At 43.3% G+C, this 18,575-nt stretch carries 14 protein-coding genes and 1 pseudogene; 13 read left to right on the forward strand and 2 right to left on the reverse strand.

Features of this window, described 5'->3' with window-relative positions:
- Position 1 precedes the first annotated feature (1 nt).
- From BJR36_RS10595 to BJR36_RS10610, 4 genes and pseudogenes are all read left to right on the forward strand, one after another.
- Positions 2-1,309, forward strand: coding sequence for a TRAP transporter large permease (locus tag BJR36_RS10595; protein WP_091233882.1), 1,308 nt, complete (start codon positions 2-4; stop codon positions 1,307-1,309).
- Positions 1,310-1,347: 38 nt separating this feature from the next.
- Positions 1,348-1,452 (forward strand): annotated as a pseudogene (locus BJR36_RS21030) (gluconate 5-dehydrogenase); the annotation flags it as partial.
- A 178-nt stretch (positions 1,453-1,630) separates the two neighbouring features.
- Positions 1,631-2,323 (forward strand): GntR family transcriptional regulator, encoded by a 693-nt coding sequence (locus BJR36_RS10605; protein WP_091233883.1) that lies wholly within the window; start codon positions 1,631-1,633, stop codon positions 2,321-2,323.
- 345 nt (positions 2,324-2,668) lie between these two features.
- Positions 2,669-3,415, forward strand: coding sequence for an alpha/beta fold hydrolase (locus BJR36_RS10610; RefSeq protein WP_091233886.1), 747 nt, complete (start codon positions 2,669-2,671; stop codon positions 3,413-3,415).
- Between the two features lie 82 nt (positions 3,416-3,497).
- Here the strand turns inward: BJR36_RS10610 and BJR36_RS10615 are convergent, their stop codons facing one another.
- The gene (locus BJR36_RS10615; RefSeq protein WP_091233888.1) at positions 3,498-4,475 is read right to left on the reverse strand and encodes an AraC family transcriptional regulator; all 978 of its coding nucleotides are present in this window, start codon (positions 4,473-4,475) and stop codon (positions 3,498-3,500) included.
- A gap of 313 nt (positions 4,476-4,788) precedes the next feature.
- On the opposite strand from BJR36_RS10615, the gene BJR36_RS10620 reads away from it, so the two are divergent.
- The gene (locus BJR36_RS10620; RefSeq protein ID WP_139133539.1) at positions 4,789-6,207 is read left to right on the forward strand and encodes an MFS transporter; all 1,419 of its coding nucleotides are present in this window, start codon (positions 4,789-4,791) and stop codon (positions 6,205-6,207) included.
- Positions 6,208-6,413: 206 nt separating this feature from the next.
- Entirely contained in the window at positions 6,414-9,602 is a 3,189-nt protein-coding gene (locus BJR36_RS10625; RefSeq protein WP_091233890.1) for a glycosyl hydrolase, read from the forward strand.
- A gap of 188 nt (positions 9,603-9,790) precedes the next feature.
- On the opposite strand, the gene BJR36_RS10630 is transcribed toward BJR36_RS10625, so the two are convergent.
- A complete protein-coding gene (locus BJR36_RS10630) occupies positions 9,791-10,255 on the reverse strand; it encodes a hypothetical protein (RefSeq protein WP_091233892.1) in 465 nt (154 codons plus the stop codon).
- 238 nt (positions 10,256-10,493) lie between these two features.
- On the opposite strand from BJR36_RS10630, the gene heR reads away from it, so the two are divergent.
- The 7 genes from heR to BJR36_RS10665 all read left to right on the forward strand — a co-directional run bounded on the left by heR (position 10,494) and on the right by BJR36_RS10665 (position 18,568).
- Positions 10,494-11,285, forward strand: a complete 792-nt coding sequence (gene heR / locus BJR36_RS10635) for a heliorhodopsin HeR (RefSeq protein ID WP_091233894.1) — start codon at positions 10,494-10,496, stop codon at positions 11,283-11,285.
- A 280-nt stretch (positions 11,286-11,565) separates the two neighbouring features.
- Positions 11,566-12,351 (forward strand): hypothetical protein, encoded by a 786-nt coding sequence (locus tag BJR36_RS10640; protein ID WP_091233897.1) that lies wholly within the window; start codon positions 11,566-11,568, stop codon positions 12,349-12,351.
- A gap of 240 nt (positions 12,352-12,591) precedes the next feature.
- Positions 12,592-13,608, forward strand: coding sequence for a LacI family DNA-binding transcriptional regulator (locus BJR36_RS10645; protein ID WP_169823664.1), 1,017 nt, complete (start codon positions 12,592-12,594; stop codon positions 13,606-13,608).
- A 48-nt stretch (positions 13,609-13,656) separates the two neighbouring features.
- Positions 13,657-14,532, forward strand: coding sequence for a carbohydrate ABC transporter permease (locus tag BJR36_RS10650; protein ID WP_091233901.1), 876 nt, complete (start codon positions 13,657-13,659; stop codon positions 14,530-14,532).
- Between the two features lie 32 nt (positions 14,533-14,564).
- Positions 14,565-15,377, forward strand: a complete 813-nt coding sequence (locus BJR36_RS10655) for a carbohydrate ABC transporter permease (protein ID WP_091233904.1) — start codon at positions 14,565-14,567, stop codon at positions 15,375-15,377.
- A 12-nt stretch (positions 15,378-15,389) separates the two neighbouring features.
- Positions 15,390-16,664 carry an ABC transporter substrate-binding protein gene (locus tag BJR36_RS10660; protein WP_091233907.1) on the forward strand — a complete coding sequence of 425 codons (1,275 nt, stop codon included), beginning with the start codon at positions 15,390-15,392 and terminating at the stop codon, positions 16,662-16,664.
- A gap of 44 nt (positions 16,665-16,708) precedes the next feature.
- Positions 16,709-18,568, forward strand: a complete 1,860-nt coding sequence (locus tag BJR36_RS10665) for a glycoside hydrolase family 15 protein (protein ID WP_139133540.1) — start codon at positions 16,709-16,711, stop codon at positions 18,566-18,568.
- Positions 18,569-18,575 lie beyond the last annotated feature (7 nt).

The following is an 18,575-nucleotide window of genomic DNA, read 5'->3' on the forward strand; positions in this document are numbered from 1 at the left end:
TATGGATCAGGCGTTGTTTATAGGTTTGATTATGCTGATTTGCGTTGTGATTATGCTGGTTATGGGAGTACCGATCAGTATTAGCATCGGAGCGGCATCAGTAATAGCAATGTTGGTTATTCTTCCTTTTGAAAATGCAATGACTACAGCCTCGCAAAAAGTTTTTTCCGGTGTGAATTCATTCTCCTTGCTGGCGATACCATTTTTTATACTTGCTGGTAATATTATGAATAATGGTGGTATTGCAATAAGGCTTGTAAATTGCGCAAAAGTGTTAAGCGGAAGAATGCCTGGTGCATTAGCGCAGACCAATGTTGTTGCAAATATGCTTTTTGGAGCAATCAGCGGTTCAGGGGTTGCGGCGGCAGCAGCTATCGGAGGTACATTAGGACCGTTAGAGGAAAAAGAAGGATATGCAAAAGAATATGTTGCAGCTGTCAATATAGCATCTGCACCTACGGGAATGTTGATTCCGCCAAGTAATACATTGATCGTATATTCTACTGTTGCCGGCAGTGTCTCCGTATCTGCTTTATTTATGGCAGGATATATACCGGGACTTGTCTGGGGACTTGGTGTTATGGTAATAGCAGGTTTCATGGCTTCAAAACGTGGCTACAGAGCCAATGAAAAACTCACACTGAAAACTGCTTTAATTACTTTTTTAGAGGCAATTCCCAGCCTGCTGCTAATAGTAATCGTAATTGGCGGTATCTTAAAAGGCGTATTTACAGCTACAGAAGGATCTGCCATTGCAGTCGTATATTCGCTGGTATTGAGTTTTTGCTACAAATCTCTTAAAGTAAAGGATCTGCCGCAAATATTATTAGACAGTGCAAAGATGAGCGCTATTGTAATTTTCATGATTGGTGTTTCTTCTATCATGAGCTGGGTGATGGGTTTTGCCCGTATTCCGGAGATCATATCAAATGGATTGATCGGATTAACGGATAACAAGATCATCATTCTGCTTCTCATGAATCTGATTTTACTTCTTGTTGGTACCTTCATGGATCCAACACCAGCAGTATTGATTTTCACTCCGATTTTCCTTCCGATCTGTACAAGCTTTGGTATGCATCCGGTTCACTTTGGTATCATGATGGTGTTTAATCTCTGCATTGGAACAATTACACCACCGGTTGGACCAATTCTATTTACGGGATGCAAGGTGGCAAATGTTAAAATAGAAGAGGTATTTAAGATCCTGATACCTTACTTTGCTGTCACAATAGTCTTGCTATTATTGGTAACATTTGTTCCGGAATTATCTATGACGGTTCCGAATATGCTTGGATTAATAAAATAACAAAATGAAAAGTAAAGGCTGGTGCGTCCCGTGGTATCGGACCTGCTATATTCCTTGCTTCGGATGCATCTGACTTTGTAAATGGACATATACTTTATGTGGATGACGGTGTTTTGCTTAATATTGGAAAACAACTGAAGTAAGCTGAAACTTATATTATCTTATTGGGAGCAAAGAATGAATATTTATTCTTTGCTCCTACTATTTATTTAATAATAGACGAATCTTATCTATAAAATTACGTTCAGGATATGTAACATATGATTGTCGGGCTTAACTGAGTGTGATAAAATATACAAAAATGGGAGTGTGTATAAAGGTATGAGTAAGAGTCTGGTTAAAAGTCGTAACCATTTAGTATATGAAGGATTAAAACGTAAAATTCTGAATTTAGAGTTGATTCCGGGTCAGGCTATTAGTGAGAACGAAATATGTCAGATGTTTGACGTATCAAGAACTCCGGTAAGAGATGCATTTTGGAGTCTTCAGGAGCAAGGTTTTATTGAAACAATACCATATCGTGGAACCTATGTAACAAAATTAAACTATGATGAAATAAAACAACTGATTTATATGAGAATTGCTGTAGAAACCAATGTAATATGTGACTTTGTTGATATTGCAACGCCTATGATATTAGAAGAAGTACGCTATCTGATTCGAAAGCAGGAAGCAATTATCCAGGGAAAAGATTTTACGGCAGAACAATTCTATCATCTTGATTCGCTCATGCATGAGGTCTGGTTTGGAGTAACCGGTAAGAAGAAAATCTGGGAGGTTCTGCAGGAAGCGCAGGTTGATTATAAAAGATATCGAATGCTCGATCTCGAGACTGAAACAAATTTCACACGTATTATCAAAGAGCATAACGGTTTATTTGAACTGATTCAAAAAAAGGATAAGGCTGGGTTGACGGAAGCATTAAAGACCCATTTGTCATATAACATAATACGAATGAAGCATCATGTGGAAGTAGAGTACAAGGATTATTTCGAAGATAATTCGGATAGCTGACCCCTATGGAAAACGGAAAAACGGGTACCTGACACCATAAACTAAAGTTTATGGTGTCAGGTACCCGTTTTTGATGTAGCATAAACCGAGTACCAATAAGCCCCCAAAAGGAATTATGACCCATGGAGGAAGCGAGGAACTGTGATCATCTTTTTTCATAAATGCCTCCTTGCTTTTTCTTCTTGATTTGCAGCTGTTCAGGACGATATCCTTCCTGGCTGCAAAGATGCATACAAACTGGAGTTGGTTTTTTTGAAGTATTTTTGTATAATTCTATTAAGAGTCAATAATGAAAATAGAGTAATAATTCGGTTGGCTGGTTCTGCGTGAAGGAGGAATTGTGATATGAAATTCCATGTATTTGGGAAACAAAATGGAAAAACGGTTATGTTTATTCATGGGCTTGGAACCACATGGGATAAGAGTTTCAGCAAAGTAATTGCATTGCTTCAAGGTGATTTTCATGTTATTGCGGCCGGACTGGATGGGCATGACCCGGAAGAGAAGACAAATTACATAAGTGGAGAACGTGAGGCGGAACAGGTTGAGAGATTTATTCGGGATAACCTTGGTGGAAGGATCGATGTGATTTATGGTTCGTCTCTTGGATGTGTTACGGCACTTTTGACGGCATACCGTAGGAATGTAACAGTAAGCAATATCATCCTTGATGGTACAGTGGATACGTCGCTTGGTATATTAAATAAACCAGTATCAAAATTTGCGGGATGGTTCGGTGAACAAGTACTGAAAGGGAAGATGAATTGGTTTCTAAAACTTGGAGGTGTTACTCCTGAAATGCTTAATGAACTGTTATATAGCGGTATTTCAAGAACAACACTTAAAAATGCTTTCTATGACGGTGCATCAATGTTCACATATGTTAATAAAATGGAACCTTGTAATGGCGTCAGACTTGCTTGCTGGTATGGAACTAACGAAAAGTCGGCTGCCAGGGGTGCAAGAAAAATAAGGAAAGCATTCCCGAAGGGTAAGGATACAATATTCGAGGGGTTTGGCCATGGTGAAATACTGCTCCATCCTGAACAATTCTGCAAAGAATTGCGAAGAATTTTGAATTTTGGTGCCTGACCATATGAAAAAGGGAATGTGAAAAAGGTACCTGACACCATAAACTGTAGTTTATGGTGTCAGGTACCTTTTTGGTTTTTTGCTATTTCCGATATCTCCTCCTGTACTCAGAAGGAGATATCCCATACCGCTTTTTGAAATTCTGGATAAACCAGGTCTGGTTGCTGCATCCTACATCTTCGATGATGTCGGAAATAGACGTGTCGGATTCCGTCAGCAGCTGGCAGGCCCGAAGAAACCGGAAGGCATGGAGCAGTTCGGAAAAGCTGTTCCCGGAATACTTCTTTATGACCGTAGAAAGATAGGCGCAGCTGTAATTGAAGTGTGCAGCCAGGTCCTTCAGGGTGATGTCTTTGTAATGGGCAAAGATATATTCGGTGATTTCCGTGATTTTGTACTTCTTCAGTTCTTCTTTACTGGATGCATCCAGATTGCTTCCGTAAGTTCTGGACAGCTCTATAAGCATCGAAGAGAAAAGAAAATTCAGCAGTACCTCTTTGTGGCTCTTCCCTTCGTAATGTTCATGGATAATATGCTCGATCAGATCCTGGTAGGTGTTATCCGGGCTGTTTTTGAACAGCACATAATTATCCTTAATCTGCTGATTGATCATGGATTCCAGGAAAAAATCGAAGATATATTCGTTGTTCGGCAGGCAGGCAAGACGGAAATAGCTGCTGTTGAAATATTCCGGCTTCACGATAATATTGAAAATGATATTCTCACTCCTGGAATCGACATCGATGCTATGCTTTGCCTGCAGATTGAACAGACACATGTCTCCGGCCTTCAGTTCAATATCTGCTGAATCGATGTGCATTCTGCAGCCGCCACGGTATACATACGCAAATTCAAAGAAGTCATGGCAGTGTGCCCATAAATCAAAGTCGGCAGGGTGCGGATAGATCGTCAGAGGACCTTTATCCGTTGTGAGACTGGCCCATTTCAATTCATAATCAGAAGGTGGATTGTCAAGGCCTAGCTCGTACAGTTCCTGGTGATTTTCAATGTCCCTATATATTTGTTCGACATCCTTGTAATAATAGTTTGTTAAATCCATCCTGATAATCCTCCTGTTAAAGAAATCCCAATACGCCGATTATAGCACAGAAAAATTGAAATTGACATAATGATGATAATTTCTGGCAAACAGCGAATCATTTGATACAAATGACATAATGAAATGACAATGTAAAAGGAAATGAAATGTCTTATTATACAAGTACGAAGCGGATTGATGAATTTCATTGGCAAAACATGACTATTCAGGACTATGTCCTTCATAGTTACAGGGGTTCGGTGGCTGCAGGTACAGAATCTTGAAATCATGAATTGGCGAACGCAAACTGTTAGAATTTTAAGGAGGTTTACAAATGGACAAGAGAGAAAGATTGAATAAAATTTCAGTCAGAGAAAAAGTGGCATTTGGAATGGCAAATATGGGAAACATCCCGATTATGGCTCTGGTAGGCACTTATCTGCTGATTTTCTATACGGATATTGTGGGACTCAACCCTGCTGCAGTCGCAACCCTGTTTATCTTTTCGAGAATTTTAGACGGCATCAATGATCCGATTATGGGATTTGTCATTGACCATCTGCCCAAAAGCAGGATGGGAAGGTTCCGTCCGTATCTGATTATCGGCGTAATCCTGTGTGCGGTCAACTATCTGATGCTGTGGTTCGCGCCTCTGCTTTTTCCGGGAATCAAGCTTGTTGTTGTATATATCACCTATCTGCTGATCGGAATCAGTTTTGATATGATGGATATCCCGTTAAATGCCATGATTCCGGTAATGACGGATGACGAGAAGGAAAGAGGTTCCCTGAGTGCAATCAAAGGTGCCAGCTACATGGTGGGGATTCTTGGCATAGGTATGGCAGCCCCGTTGATCATTCAGAAATTCGGAAACAGCGTAACCGGGTATTTGGTTCTGGTAGGCGGAGCAACTGCAATCGTTTTAATTTTTTCTATCATAGGTGCGCTGGGAATCAAGGAAAGGGTTCAGCCGACCAATGAGGAAAAATATAAGTTCAGGGATCTGTTTTCGATTTTAAGAGAAAGGCCGGTAGTGATAAGCTTTGTAGTCTCTCTTCTTGGCGGAGTTGCAATGACCACGGCAAGCTCTAGCAATATTTATTTTGCGACCTATATACTGGATAACAGAATGGACGTACTGAGTTTTTCCAGCCTGATATCCATGGGCGGCATGTTTGCCGGTATGTTTCTGACTTCCAGGCTGATTGGAAGGCTCGGAAAGAAAACATTATATGGAGGCAGCATTGTACTGTTCGGAATATTCATGCTGATCCGCCTTTTCAGTGTTACCAATATTCCGCTTATTTACCTGACAAGCCTTCTCGGCGGTGTCGGAAGCGGAGGAATGATGGCCCTTTCCTACGGTATTCAGGCAGATAATGTGGATTATATTGATTTCAAGAGAGGGACACGTGCAGAAGGAGCACTGGCGTCTTTGAACTCCTTTGTAATCAAGGCGGGCCAGGGGTTTGGCGGTGCGATTCCCGGATACGTACTGGCAGCAACCGGATATGCGGCAAATCAGGCACAGATCGGCAGCGCAATTACCGGAATCATAGGGATAACCATACTGATACCAGGACTCATCAACATTGTCAGTGGGATTATATTTATAGCGGGATATAATTTGGACAAGGACAAGATGAGTGAGATTACGGATACGCTTCGCGCCAGAAGGAAAAGCATGGAAAAAGAGAAGAAGAATAGAGAAACTGTTAGCGGAAATCCTGCCTTTGAACAGGCTTCTATATAAGGGGAACGGAATAAATAAGGAATGTGAAAATGATTCATAACTATTCAGAACCTCAGTCCTGCGAGGCACTTTTATGCATGTTTTGCATAAAAATCCAAGTTCAGCATGCGCCTAATTGCTGGTTTGGCAATGTGTGCTTCATATTTGACTATGAAGGACATAGTCCAGAATAGTTACAAGAATTTTTAATCGGAAAGGTGAAATATATGGCAATACAGAAAGAACAATTACAGAACCCGGAGATGGTTTACCGCCCGGAGGTCCGCTGGTGGCTTGCAGAAGGCTTCCATACGGACGAAACGTTAAAAAACGATGTGAAACTGCTTCATGAAGCCGGATTCGGCGGGGCAGAATTCCTTGCCATGGGGGAACCGGGGGCCGATTCTTCGGTCTACGGATGGGGATCGGAGGAATGGGTGCATGACTCCCATCTGGTAATCGACCAGGTGACAAAACACGGCATGGGCGCAAGCGTGACCAGCGGCACAAACTGGTCCAATGCGAACCTGACTACCATAACCCCGGACGACAAGGCAGCTGCAAAAGAGCTGGATTTTACGGCGGAGACAGTGAAGGCTGGGGAAACCAGGAAGGGAATCCTTGAAACATGCAGCCTCACCATGCCGAATATTAAGGAGCAGGAGCTGATCGCAGTTGTTGCAGGAAAAGTGTCAGGCCCGGATGGGCAGGGCATGAGGATGGATGAGGACAGTATCGTAGTTCTGACGGATGCGGTCAGTGAAGGAAGCCTGACCTGGACAGCGCCTGATGACGGAGATTACGAACTGCTGACCTTCTGGATTCATGGAACCGGTCAGACGGCGGAACCTTCCGTCAGCACCTCCTATACCGTAAATTATATTGACAAGTATGGCGTAGAGGCGCTTATCGAATATTGGGAAAAGGAAGTGCTGACTCCTGAAATGACCGATGTGATCAAAAAGAACGGCCGCGTCATGATGTACATGGATTCCCTGGAGCTATGCACATTTGGAAAAGGCGGGGTGTTCTGGGGCTATCATCTGCCGGAGGAATTTGAAAAACGGCGAGGATACAGTCTTGTCCCATATCTGCCTTATCTCATAAAAAGTGCACCAGGCATGATGATGCCGGGAATCTTCTATTACGAAGCAGAAGACAAGAGGAAAATTGATAAAGTCAGGAATGATCTATACCAGACAATGACCGACCTGTACATGGAAAATATGCTGAAACCCCTCCAGGAGTGGCTGCACAGCGCAGGTATGGAACTGCGTGCCGAGATTTCTTATGGTATGCCGTTTGAAATATCCCAGCCTGGAAAATACGTGGACGGAGTTGAGACGGAGTCGCTGGAATTCGCATCACAGATTGATGCCTATCGCGGCCTTGCCGGTACGGCCCACCTTTATCAGCATCTTTTCTCCAGTGAAACAGGAGCGACCCTGTTCAATTACATGCTGGGACTGGATTTTTATACGCAGATTATCTATACCCAGTTTGCAGCAGGCGTGAACAAGACAGTTCTCCATGGATATTCAAGCATTGCGGGAGCAGATGAATCTACCTACTGGCCGGGGCATGAAGGCATGCTTCCCATATTCTCGGAAAGATTCGGCTGCAGGCAGCCTGCATGGCAGCATTATAAGGATTGGACCGACATGATGGCAAGATACCAGATGATACTCCGCCAGGGCAAACCCCGAATGGACATAGGAATCCTCAGGCTGGATTATTATTTCAACAACATGTATATGCTCTATGGAAATGAAAAAGATACGTATGAGAATAAGATGATGCGTGCCAACGAGGGCGTTTACTGGAAGGATATGAACCTGCAGAACAACGGCTACACCTATGAGTATTTTGCACCCCAGATCCTGGAAGAAGACGGAATCGGGTTCAGGGATGGCGAAATAGCACCGGACGGCCCGGGATACCGGGCGCTGATCATCTATCAGGAGGCCCTGCCAATCAGCAGCGCAAAACGGATACTGGAGTGGGCGATGGAAGGCCTTCCTGTCGTTCTGGTGGATGGCGTGACGGAAACCATTCATGTCGGGAAAGACAAATTTCACGAGAAAGCCGCAATTATGACTATCTCCAATGATGGAAAAGACAGGGAATTAGAGGCTGTAATCAAAGAGCTTGAGGGACTGGGGAATGTTGCGAGAGTAGCGGATCAGAGCAGGACCAGAGAAGCGCTGGCCGCTCTCGGTATTCTTCCAAGAGTTTCGTTTCTGGAAGAAAACAAGAATCTGCTGACCTGCATGCGTGAGGATGAAGATACGGATTATGTATTCGTATATCATTATATGTATACACAGACAGAAGCATTTTCAGCAAAACTGAAGATAAAAGGAAGCGGAAAGCCTTATATCATTGACTGCTGGAATGGAACGGAAGCGGAAGCGGCAGTCTACGGGCAGGCGGATGGATACACGACGGTTGAAGTTACATTGATGCCCGGCGAAGCGGCAATGGTTTCGCTTCATAAAGATGAGGCGGATGCGGTGCATGCTATAGCGGTTGATAGGGCCGATGCAGTACATGTGGTTGCGGTCAATCGGGCGGATGCGGATGCCTCAGAGACGGATGTTTCAGATGCGGCAGGCATTAAAGTCAGGAATTTCGGCGGTCTGCGCATGGAAAATAACAGGTTCTCTCTTGCAGCGTTTGAGAGCGGTATCTATAAAGTTGTATTCAGTAGCGGAACCTTTTTGGAAAAAGAAATCGGTGTTCCGGACAATATTGTGCTGGAAGAATGGGATCTTGAAGTGGAAGACTGGAACGAAGGAGATAAAGTCACCATAACGGAAGACAGGGGACTTGGCAATATAACAGAGGAAGTCTATTATGAAACAAAAAAAACCAGGATTCCGGTTGGAAAGACTGCATTGAAGCCGTGGAAGGATATTCCGGAAGTCGGTCCGGAGGTTTCAGGGGTGGGCTACTACACGACAACCGTGAATCTTCCCGCGGACTGGGCTGCGCATAACGGAGCAGTTCTGAAAATCGGAAGCACGAATGGCAATTCGGCAGCGGTTTATGTGAATGGCCAGAAAGCTCCGGCAGTGGATTTCAACTGCCGGATGGTGGATATCAGCCCGCTTTTGAAACCGGGTGAGAACAGGATACAGGTTGAAGTGTCGAGCACCCTGAACAACCGGCTGATAGCAAGGAATTATTATGCAGAGAAGGCAAATCCCATGTCGATGCCTGGCAGTGAGATGTTCGGTATGGATGATGAAGCCGTGAAGGAAGCGATGGCAGGGCTGCTTGCCGGATTCCCTACAGCAGAGGTGCAGGATTATGGAATGACTGGAAAGGTGGAACTGATTACTTGTACGGTCCTAACAGTTGGTACTTACCTATTTGGTACCCATTTGGTACCTGACACCATTAAAAAAGTATAAACAAGCAAGAAGATGATTGACAGCTATTGAATGCCAGGTAAATCCAATTATTCGGATTTACCTGGCATTTTTTCGCCCTGGGAAAAACAAATGGCGGAGGGAAAAAAGTCCAAAAAACGGTACCTGACACCATAAACTGCATTTAATGGTGTCAGGTACCGTTTTGTAAATATGTTTGATACTATTTGCTACATAGGAGCTAATATTGCAGCTTCTAATTTTTTTAAATGTGGATAGTATATAATCAGTCTTCTATTTTTTTCGTTAGCTACATCAATGAGAATCGGCATATCTGTCTGGTCTGAAATATCAATAACGGACTCAAATGGAAGAGATTCGATATGCACAAATCTGTCAATCAGAGAAAGAGCGTGCAGATAACGGAGATGTTTTTTACAGTCATCCATATTTGTAAATACAATTAGTTTATTTTCCTCACATAAAACACCATGTACAGATTTAATGCCATTTGTTTGATTTCCAATATTTACCGTTATTATATCATGTGAAGTCAGTATATTTTTAATGATTGTCCAGTCAGATTCTTTGCGATGGCTTTTGCCTAGTTTGATTTTTAACAATGCGGACTCTTCTTTTGAAATAATATTTAATTCTGGTTTGTCTGCGATATATTCATCGAATGATTTTGACATGTTTTTTGATCCCCTTATTATCTTATTTTAAAATTTCACTGTATGTTAATCATAACATCAAAAAAGGTACCTGACACCATTAAATTTTCATAAATTAATGTTGTAATAAGAGGTTTCAGGTGTTAAAATTCAGAATATAAGGCAATTATTTCTTGGTGGTTAACACAACTGGATAAAAGTGTTGAAATCAACAAATAAAATGTCTGAAATATGAAAAATTTTAGAAGGAGGAACACCTATGAAAGAACTATCAACCGTCAAACTCAGAAGATTCAACAGGATCATGGGCAGTTTACATTTCATTCAAGGCTTGATTATGCTCGTTCTGGCGACCAGCGTCATTCAGAATATTGCAGAATTCAAACCGGAAATCGTACAGTTTTATCTGGCTTTTAATCAGGAGACCAGGTCTCTGGAATCTGCATCAAAGGTTTTGTTTGAACTGCCCTTTGGAATTATGGTGGCCCTCTTTTTGTTTATTTCAGCCGCTGCGCATGCCCTGATCTCATTTCCGGAGAGATTGAATGCCAAGTACAATGCGGATCTGGAGAAAGGCATCAACCAGTTCAGATGGTTCGAGTATGCCTTAAGTTCATCCATCATGATTGTGCTGATTGCAACCTTGTTTGGAATTTATGACATTGCGTCATTGCTCCTCATCTTTTTTGTCAATGCGTCCATGAATCTGTTCGGCCTTGTAATGGAACAGCTGAATTCGGGAAAAGACAAGAATCAGGTGAACTGGGGTCCTTTTGTATGGGGGTCGATTGCCGGAATTGCACCATGGATTGCCATTTTGCTTTATATGTTTGGAAATGGAAATTTTGACAGGGTTCCGTGGTTCGTATGGGCAATTGTAGGGACATATTTCGTAGCCTTTAACACCTTCCCTATAAATATGATCCTCCAGTACAAGAAAGTAGGCAAATGGAAAGACTACATCTATGGGGAACGTATATACATTATACTGAGCCTTGTGGCTAAATCCATATTGGCGTGGCTGGTGCTGTTTGGTGCAATGCAGCCATAAAAAAACGAAAAACGGGTACCTGACACCATAAACAAAAGTTTATGGTGTCAGGTACCTTTTTTCGCATTCGTTTTTCGTTATAATATACAAACGGGCAGTTGCCAAATTGTTGCAACTGTAGAAATATTAAATAAACGTAAAAAGTCCATTGCTTTTTTCATAAAGCCGTAGTATAGTTTGAGCATAAAAGTTAACCGGTTAACTAAATGAGCAAAGTAGTTTTTTATCGCCTGTTTATTGATTTCTGGAGACCGAAAAATAGGAAAAGGAGAAGTATCATATGAATAAAAATACAAGAGCGGACATGAGCATCTGTTCTCTTGCCAGAATGGATGAGCTTACAAAATTTTTCAAGCGTTATAATGGGGTAAAAGCAATCATGGGGTTTGGGTCGTTAGGAGATTTGCGGAGATTTGATGATTATTCCGATCTGGATTTTCTGTTGGTCTGTACATCTGAAACAAGGACAGAATTGCTTGAAAACCTTGATAATATGCAGGCAGTTGCGCCGATTGCCTACGCAGGCATTGAGGGCGAAGATACCGTTAAGCTCCTGTTTATGGATGGGGTGTTATGTGATTTCGGAATAGTGACTGAAGAGCAATTGCAGGATATCCCTCATACCAGCGGCCGCTTTCTGTGGAAAAAAGACGGGTTTTCTGATAAATATGCGGATTCAACGGTTACACAAAAGGAAAAAATAGTAGAGGATAACTGGTGCGGAAATGTACTGATTGAAGTTTATGTCGGTCTGCTGAGGGAACTGCGTGGTGAAAAGGCAGCTGCATTTGAAAAAATTCAGTATGAGGCGGTCCGAAAACTATTGTCCGGATTATACGGGAATAAGAATCGCGATCTGGCAGATGAGTTTTCATCTCTCAGGCGTGCTGAACAGCTTGGTGCAGCCGAGAGCATTTTGAAAGAAATCATGCCTGGATATGGAAAAAATGCAGAAGCAGCAAGGGCTATCATAAGGTGTCTGCCGGAAGGTGAAGATCTGCAAAAACTTTTGGAGCATGTAAATGACTTGATAAAGGCATGTGAGGACAGGCAAACGCAGGACTGACCCCAAAAAGGTACCTGACACCATAAACAAAAGTTTATGGTGTCAGGTACCCGTTTCCCCGTTTTGGCAGATGCTAGTGCACGCATTTCATGTGTTGTTAACACTATACAAACAGAGAGCGGATAACTTGTGGAAAGTATACAAAATATAATGGAAACAAAAAATCCTATTGCGTTTTTCAGAATATCGTAGTATAGTTTGAATATAGAAGTTAACCGGTTAACTAAGGAGAATACTGACGTGAAGAGAGTAACGATAAGCGACATCGCTAAAGTGTGTGAAACAACCAAAACAACGGTTTCATATGTGATAAATGGAAAACTGAATAAAGTGTCACCGGAGATGGTGCAGAAAGTAAAGACGGCTATGAAAGAGCTGGGGTATGTGCCGAGCCATAGTGCAAAGTCCCTGGCAGGAAAGGGATCCAACCTGATCGGCGTTATAGTTCCGCAGGTGGATGTCACCCAGAAAATGATTTTTGATAATCCTTTCTACAGTGAATTTATATCAGGAATAGAATATTATCTCAGGAATTCCGGCTACAGCGTTGTGCTCAGCGTTGTGAACAGGGAGAACTGTTTTGAAGACATGATGATGAAATGGAATCTGGATGGTGCAGTCGTTTTCGGAATCGACAATGATGAAATGGTCAAGATTTTAGGGAACTATGCAGTTCCGGTACTGCTTATTGATTCTTATATTACGAGCAGCAATTTTTACAGAATGAATTTACAGGATGAAGAAGCGGCTTATATGGCGACTAAATTCTTGATAGAAGAAGGACATAAGAATATTGCGGTCGTGACAGGGAAAGTTGAAAAAAGCATGCTGCTGGAAGCCAGGCTCGAAGGATACAAGAGGGCGCTTGGGGACAGCGGGATCGCATTCAGACAGGAATCTGTTTTTGAGGGAGACGTAACCTATGAGTATGGTTTCGAGGCGGCAAAGAAAATTGAAGAGGACCCGGATATTACAGGCATACTCGCATCGGCAGACATCGTTGCGTTCGGTGTGATCAATTATCTTCAGTCAAAAGGCAGAAAAATACCGGAAGAGTATTCGGTTGTCGGATTCGATGATACTTACCAGGCAAAAATCATGCATCCGAAGCTGACCACAGTAGGACAGAATATTTCGAAACGCGGGGAAAAGGCAGGAGAGCTTATTTTGAATATTATCATGAACAGACAGAAAGAAAAGGAAACATGGATGAAGTGTGAAATGGTGGTCAGAGAAACCACAAGAAAACTCAAATAGGGTTTTCATGCCGGTTGGTTAACCGGTTAACCAAAGGAGGAAGAATCAATGTATAAATCAAGAAAGAAAATTATTTTAACATTTTTGCTGCCCAGCTTTCTGGGGCTGCTTGTGTTCAAAGTATTTTCGATGCTGTACTCGCTGTATATCAGTTTTACCGACTGGAATCTTTTTGGAGATCCTAATTTTATAGGAATCAGAAATTATATGGATATCTTTCAGGACGAACGCTTTTACCAGGCGCTGAAGAATACCCTGCTTTTTATCACAGGCTATCTTCCTTCGGTACTGATTGTCTCCCTGGGACTGGCCATGCTGCTGAACAGTAAGGTTAAGAAAGTGACGCTGTTCAGAGGGCTGTTCTTCCTTCCGGTTATTTCTTCCTGGGTGGCAATTTCCATGATCTGGAAGGGGATGCTGAACCCGGAATTCGGAATCATCAATACGATCATCCGGTTCTTTGGAGGCAACGGGCCAGCCTGGCTGCAGAATCCATCCTATGTTATGCCGGCGATCATCATGACGAGCGTATGGAAGGATATCGGGTTCCTTGCAATCATTTTTCTTGGCGGGCTGCAGGGGATTTCACAGACATATTATGAAGCGGCACAGATTGATTGCGCAGGGCCATGGCAGCGGTTCACAAAAATAACACTGCCCCTCCTGTCTCCGACTACTTTTTACGTCCTGATTTTATCCATTATCAACTCCTTCCAGGTATTTGATCAGATCTGGGTCATGACATCGGGAGAGCCGACAGCAGATCTGGTTCCGGTTATGGTTACGGAAATCTACAGGAACAGCTTCCGTTATCAGCGGATGGGATATTCGACAGCATTGTCATGGGTCCTGTTCGGAATCATTATACTTGTGACTGTCATACAGAATGTATTGCAGAAGAAATGGGTGCACTATGACGATTAAGGCGAAGAGCATGAATATAGGAGGATATTGAAATGAAGAAGAAAAATGCGATTATCTATATATTGCTTATTCTGGGCGCACTTATGATGATTGTTCCGTTTGGCTGGATGCTTGTCGTGGCCTTTACGAATGCAGACATCACATACAATATGACCCTGAAGAATATCTGGAATTCCCTGTCCCTGAACAGCTTCAGAACAGTGTTCTCCCAGTACAATACAGGCAGATATCTGTTCAACAGCGTTTTTGTATCGCTGATGGCTACGGCAGGACAGATTCTGATCTGTGCCATGTCCGGTTTTGTATTTGCCAGAATCGAATTCAGGCATAAGGAAAAGCTGTTTCTGCTGTACCTGGCAACCATGATGATACCGGTGCAGGCAACCGTTATTCCGCAGTATATTCTGATGAACAAAATGAATCTGATCAATACGTATATAGCTTTGTTTCTCCCGGGAATGTTCAATGCGTTTGGAACATTCCTGATGAGGCAGTATTTTAAAAGCATTCCAGCGGCGCTTGAAGAGGCCGCATGTATAGATGGAGCAGGATTTATCAGGATCTTCTTTCAAATCATGCTTCCGCTTTCCAAACCGGGACTTGCAGTGCTGGCAGTAACCGGATTCATGGGAGCATGGAATGATTTCCTGTGGCCTTTATTGGTCGCTTCAGACGATCTGCATACAACGTTACCACTGTTCCTATCGCAGCTGCAGGGCAGATGGTATGTTGACTGGAGTGTATTAATGTCAGCGACATTAATAAGTGTCTTACCAATTTTACTTGTGTATATTTTTGCACAGAAATATTTTATTGAGGGAATCCAGAACACCGGAATCAAGTAGGAGGAGAAAAGGATGAGAAAGATGAACAAAAGAATGATGGCGGTAACATTGGCATGCGCAATGCTCATAGGAGCAGTGGGACTCACAGGGTGTGGAAAGTCAGCGGATGAAGGCAGCAAGGCAGGGGAAGAAGTTACAATCAAGTATACGACCTATTCGGCAGGACCAGACCATATCCAGGATCTGGAGAGTATGATTGCGGAATTTGAAAAGCAGAACGAAGGAATCAAGGTTGATTATGAAGTGATCGGCTATAGCGACTATTTTACAAAACTGCAGACACAGGCAGCATCAAAGACCCTGCCGGACGTGTTTGAAATCAATTACGAGAATTTTATCAACTATGCCCAGAACGGGGTGCTGCTTGATATGAGCACGCTGGCTGGTGATGATGAGGATTTCAAGCCTGAAATGCTCTCAGGAAATTCTATTGAATATTTCAAGTATGATGAGAAGCTATACGGTCTGACGGAAAAATTCTCTGACGTGGTCATGTACTACAATAAGGATTTATTTGACCAGGCAGGAGTGGAATATCCACAGGCGGACTGGACATGGAAAGAGGAACTGGAGGCAGCACAGGCATTGACAAAGGACGGCGTATACGGCTCCTATTCACCGGTTCAGTATTATGAACTTTACAAAACAGTGGCACAGAACGGCGGCGCTTTATTTGATGAAAAAGGCAATCCGACTATAGATTCAAAAGAAAATACAGAGGCAGTACAGTGGATGATGGACAAGATGTACCTTTACAACATACAGCCTACGCCGGAACAGATGAGTGGAAAATCACCTGAGGACATGTTCAAGAACAGTGAAATCGCCATGATCAGAACAGGAAGCTGGATGCTGTCGACTTTTGCAGATGCAGGGTTCAACTGGGATATCGCGCTGGAACCGGGAAACACAAAGAAAGTCCATCACGTTTTTGTTGACGGAATGGCAGCCAGCAAAACCACGAAAAATCCTGAAGCGGCCTGGAAATTCATCAAATTCATGTCTGTGGATCCAGCAGCTACGAAAATAAGGCTTGAGAGCAACTGGGATCTTCCTGTAGCCAATGATGCGACTGTAAAAGAAAAATTCATCGCCCAGGGCAAACCGGAAAGCAGAGAAGTGATTTTTGAAGCACTTGATACAGGAATCATGCCACCTGTTGTAAAAAACAATTCACAGGTACAGGATGCAGTCAATGAAGAACTCAACAAAGCACTAATCGGCCAGGCAACGGTCGAAGAAGCATTGAGCGCAGCACAGGAAAAAGTAGCTAAGATCATAAAATAAATAGAAGACTCCTACGATAGGAGAAGATGAAGGCAGGATTGGTTATGAAGACGAAAACATATACAGGTGTCGGATTGATTGGAAATGAAAATGTGGCAGCCATTTATACGGTGAATAATGGGATTGCAGATATCAATGGCACAGGGATTTATCACTTGTTTTATAAAAAATATGACCATGATCTGATACAGTCGGCTGCCACCATGGTCAGAGTGGAGGATACGCTCTATTATGGGAACCGGAAATGGCAGGAACATACCCATCCGAATCATCTGGTGCCTGTCCATACACATGTGGAAAAATCATTCCGTTATGTAGATGAATTCGAACTGATTGACCACTGTTTAAGGAAAACGGACAGCGTCTATGCATATGGAAAAAACAGGATTACGTTTGAAACCCGGATATTCAATGAGGGTAATCATGCTAAAACAGTATCCTGTTTCGCCTATGTGGCAGTCCGCAACGACAGACAGATTGAAAGCAGCATTTCAGGCGCAAAAGATATCATGATTCATACTGGAAATGCATATTTTGCTTTAATCACAGAGGATTCCGATGAATTCTATATGATCGAAGACTCACCGACAGATTTCTCCTATCAGACATTTTTAGATATCATGGAAAAGAAAGAACAGCGCAAGGCAGTCAGGACATCCCGCAGGCTGGGTGCAGCCCAGGGAAAGGAATTCGTGATCCCGCCCGGCGGGAGCATTACCTACCAGTGGTCCCTGGTTTTCGGGGATTCGGAAGCGGAGCTGGAACGGGAAATTTCCGGCTTCCATTTTGAAATCCAGAGGACGGAGGCGGAACAGTACTGGGATGAATGGATCAAAAAAGGCGAGAGCCGGGTAGAACATATGCAGGAAAAAGAAGACAAGTTCAGGGAGGCGGCGCATACGAATCTGACAGCAATTAAGGCTGTCTGCCTGAACGGATTCATTCCGGCTGATCTGACGGGACACTACTACAGCAACAGGATGCCCTGCTATTATGCGAGGGATTCCATAATGGTGGCTAGGGCATTTCTGATGGCGGGGCATTATGAAGAATGCGAGGAGATCGTCCAATACCTGATAAAAAGAGAGCGGAAGGGAAACGGGGAGTTCTACCAGCGCTATGACGGACTTGGAGAACCCAACGAAGGAGCCAACAACAACGTATTCCACCAGATTGACTCTGTCGGATATTTCGGGAGAATCGTCTGCGAGTTCTACAGGAAAACAGGCAGGCTGCTTGCGGAGGAAGGACTGCTGGCTGAACTGCTTGGCGTGATCGAGCAGGCTGAGGACCGTAAGGGCATGGCCGGCCCCGAGGGCGGAGTCAATGAAGGCGTTTTTGGAGGAGCCTTCATCACTTCTTCCAATATGTTCATCTACGGCGGGATACTTGCAATGGAGGAGCTGTTTGGAATGCTTGGGAACCAGGAATGTGCCGCAAGATGCCAGAAAGTATGCAGGCGGATCTATGAAGGAATCCAGACGACCTTCAATCAGAAGCTTGGAAGATATGATTACGGATATGTAGACTATTGTGATGCCGTAGTAAGAAAATATGACACACCCCAGTATTTCGGACCTGTCTATGGGTATCCAAATGACGCGCATATGCAGGATACCCACAGGTACCTCCTGAAAAACGCTTCCTTTTTTGAAGATGGAATCGGCTATTCGGAGCAGGAATACCACCACGGGCCATGGCTGTTCAATACGCTGGCCTGTGCGGAATACTGCAAAATGTATGGGGAACATGATGAATATTTAAAGAAAATGGATTGGGCAGAGAAGCATGCGAACGCCTACGGACTGCTTCCGGAAGCGGTAGATGCAAATGATGAAAATATCTGTTTTATTAATCCGCTGACCTGGGCCTGCGCGGAATTCGTGGCAAGCTATTATAGATAGGAGGATA

It is taken from the genome of Anaerobium acetethylicum, from assembly GCF_900096945.1.
GTDB classification, from domain to species: domain Bacteria; phylum Bacillota; class Clostridia; order Lachnospirales; family Lachnospiraceae; genus Anaerobium; species Anaerobium acetethylicum.

Excerpts from the sequence above, each read along its gene's own strand:
- BJR36_RS10605 (WP_091233883.1), top strand. The coding sequence starts at position 1,631 with ATGAGTAAGAGTCTGGTTAAAAGTCGTAACCATTTAGTATATGAAGGA.
- BJR36_RS10650 (WP_091233901.1), top strand. The coding sequence starts at position 13,657 with ATGTATAAATCAAGAAAGAAAATTATTTTAACATTTTTGCTGCCCAGC.
- BJR36_RS10595 (WP_091233882.1), top strand. The coding sequence starts at position 2 with ATGGATCAGGCGTTGTTTATAGGTTTGATTATGCTGATTTGCGTTGTG.
- BJR36_RS10615 (WP_091233888.1), bottom strand. The coding sequence starts at position 4,475 with ATGGATTTAACAAACTATTATTACAAGGATGTCGAACAAATATATAGG.
- BJR36_RS10665 (WP_139133540.1), top strand. The coding sequence starts at position 16,709 with ATGAAGACGAAAACATATACAGGTGTCGGATTGATTGGAAATGAAAAT.
- BJR36_RS10655 (WP_091233904.1), top strand. The coding sequence starts at position 14,565 with ATGAAGAAGAAAAATGCGATTATCTATATATTGCTTATTCTGGGCGCA.
- BJR36_RS10610 (WP_091233886.1), top strand. The coding sequence starts at position 2,669 with ATGAAATTCCATGTATTTGGGAAACAAAATGGAAAAACGGTTATGTTT.
- BJR36_RS10640 (WP_091233897.1), top strand. The coding sequence starts at position 11,566 with ATGAATAAAAATACAAGAGCGGACATGAGCATCTGTTCTCTTGCCAGA.
- heR (WP_091233894.1), top strand. The coding sequence starts at position 10,494 with ATGAAAGAACTATCAACCGTCAAACTCAGAAGATTCAACAGGATCATG.
- BJR36_RS10660 (WP_091233907.1), top strand. The coding sequence starts at position 15,390 with ATGAGAAAGATGAACAAAAGAATGATGGCGGTAACATTGGCATGCGCA.
- BJR36_RS10620 (WP_139133539.1), top strand. The coding sequence starts at position 4,789 with ATGGACAAGAGAGAAAGATTGAATAAAATTTCAGTCAGAGAAAAAGTG.
- BJR36_RS10630 (WP_091233892.1), bottom strand. The coding sequence starts at position 10,255 with ATGTCAAAATCATTCGATGAATATATCGCAGACAAACCAGAATTAAAT.
- BJR36_RS10625 (WP_091233890.1), top strand. The coding sequence starts at position 6,414 with ATGGCAATACAGAAAGAACAATTACAGAACCCGGAGATGGTTTACCGC.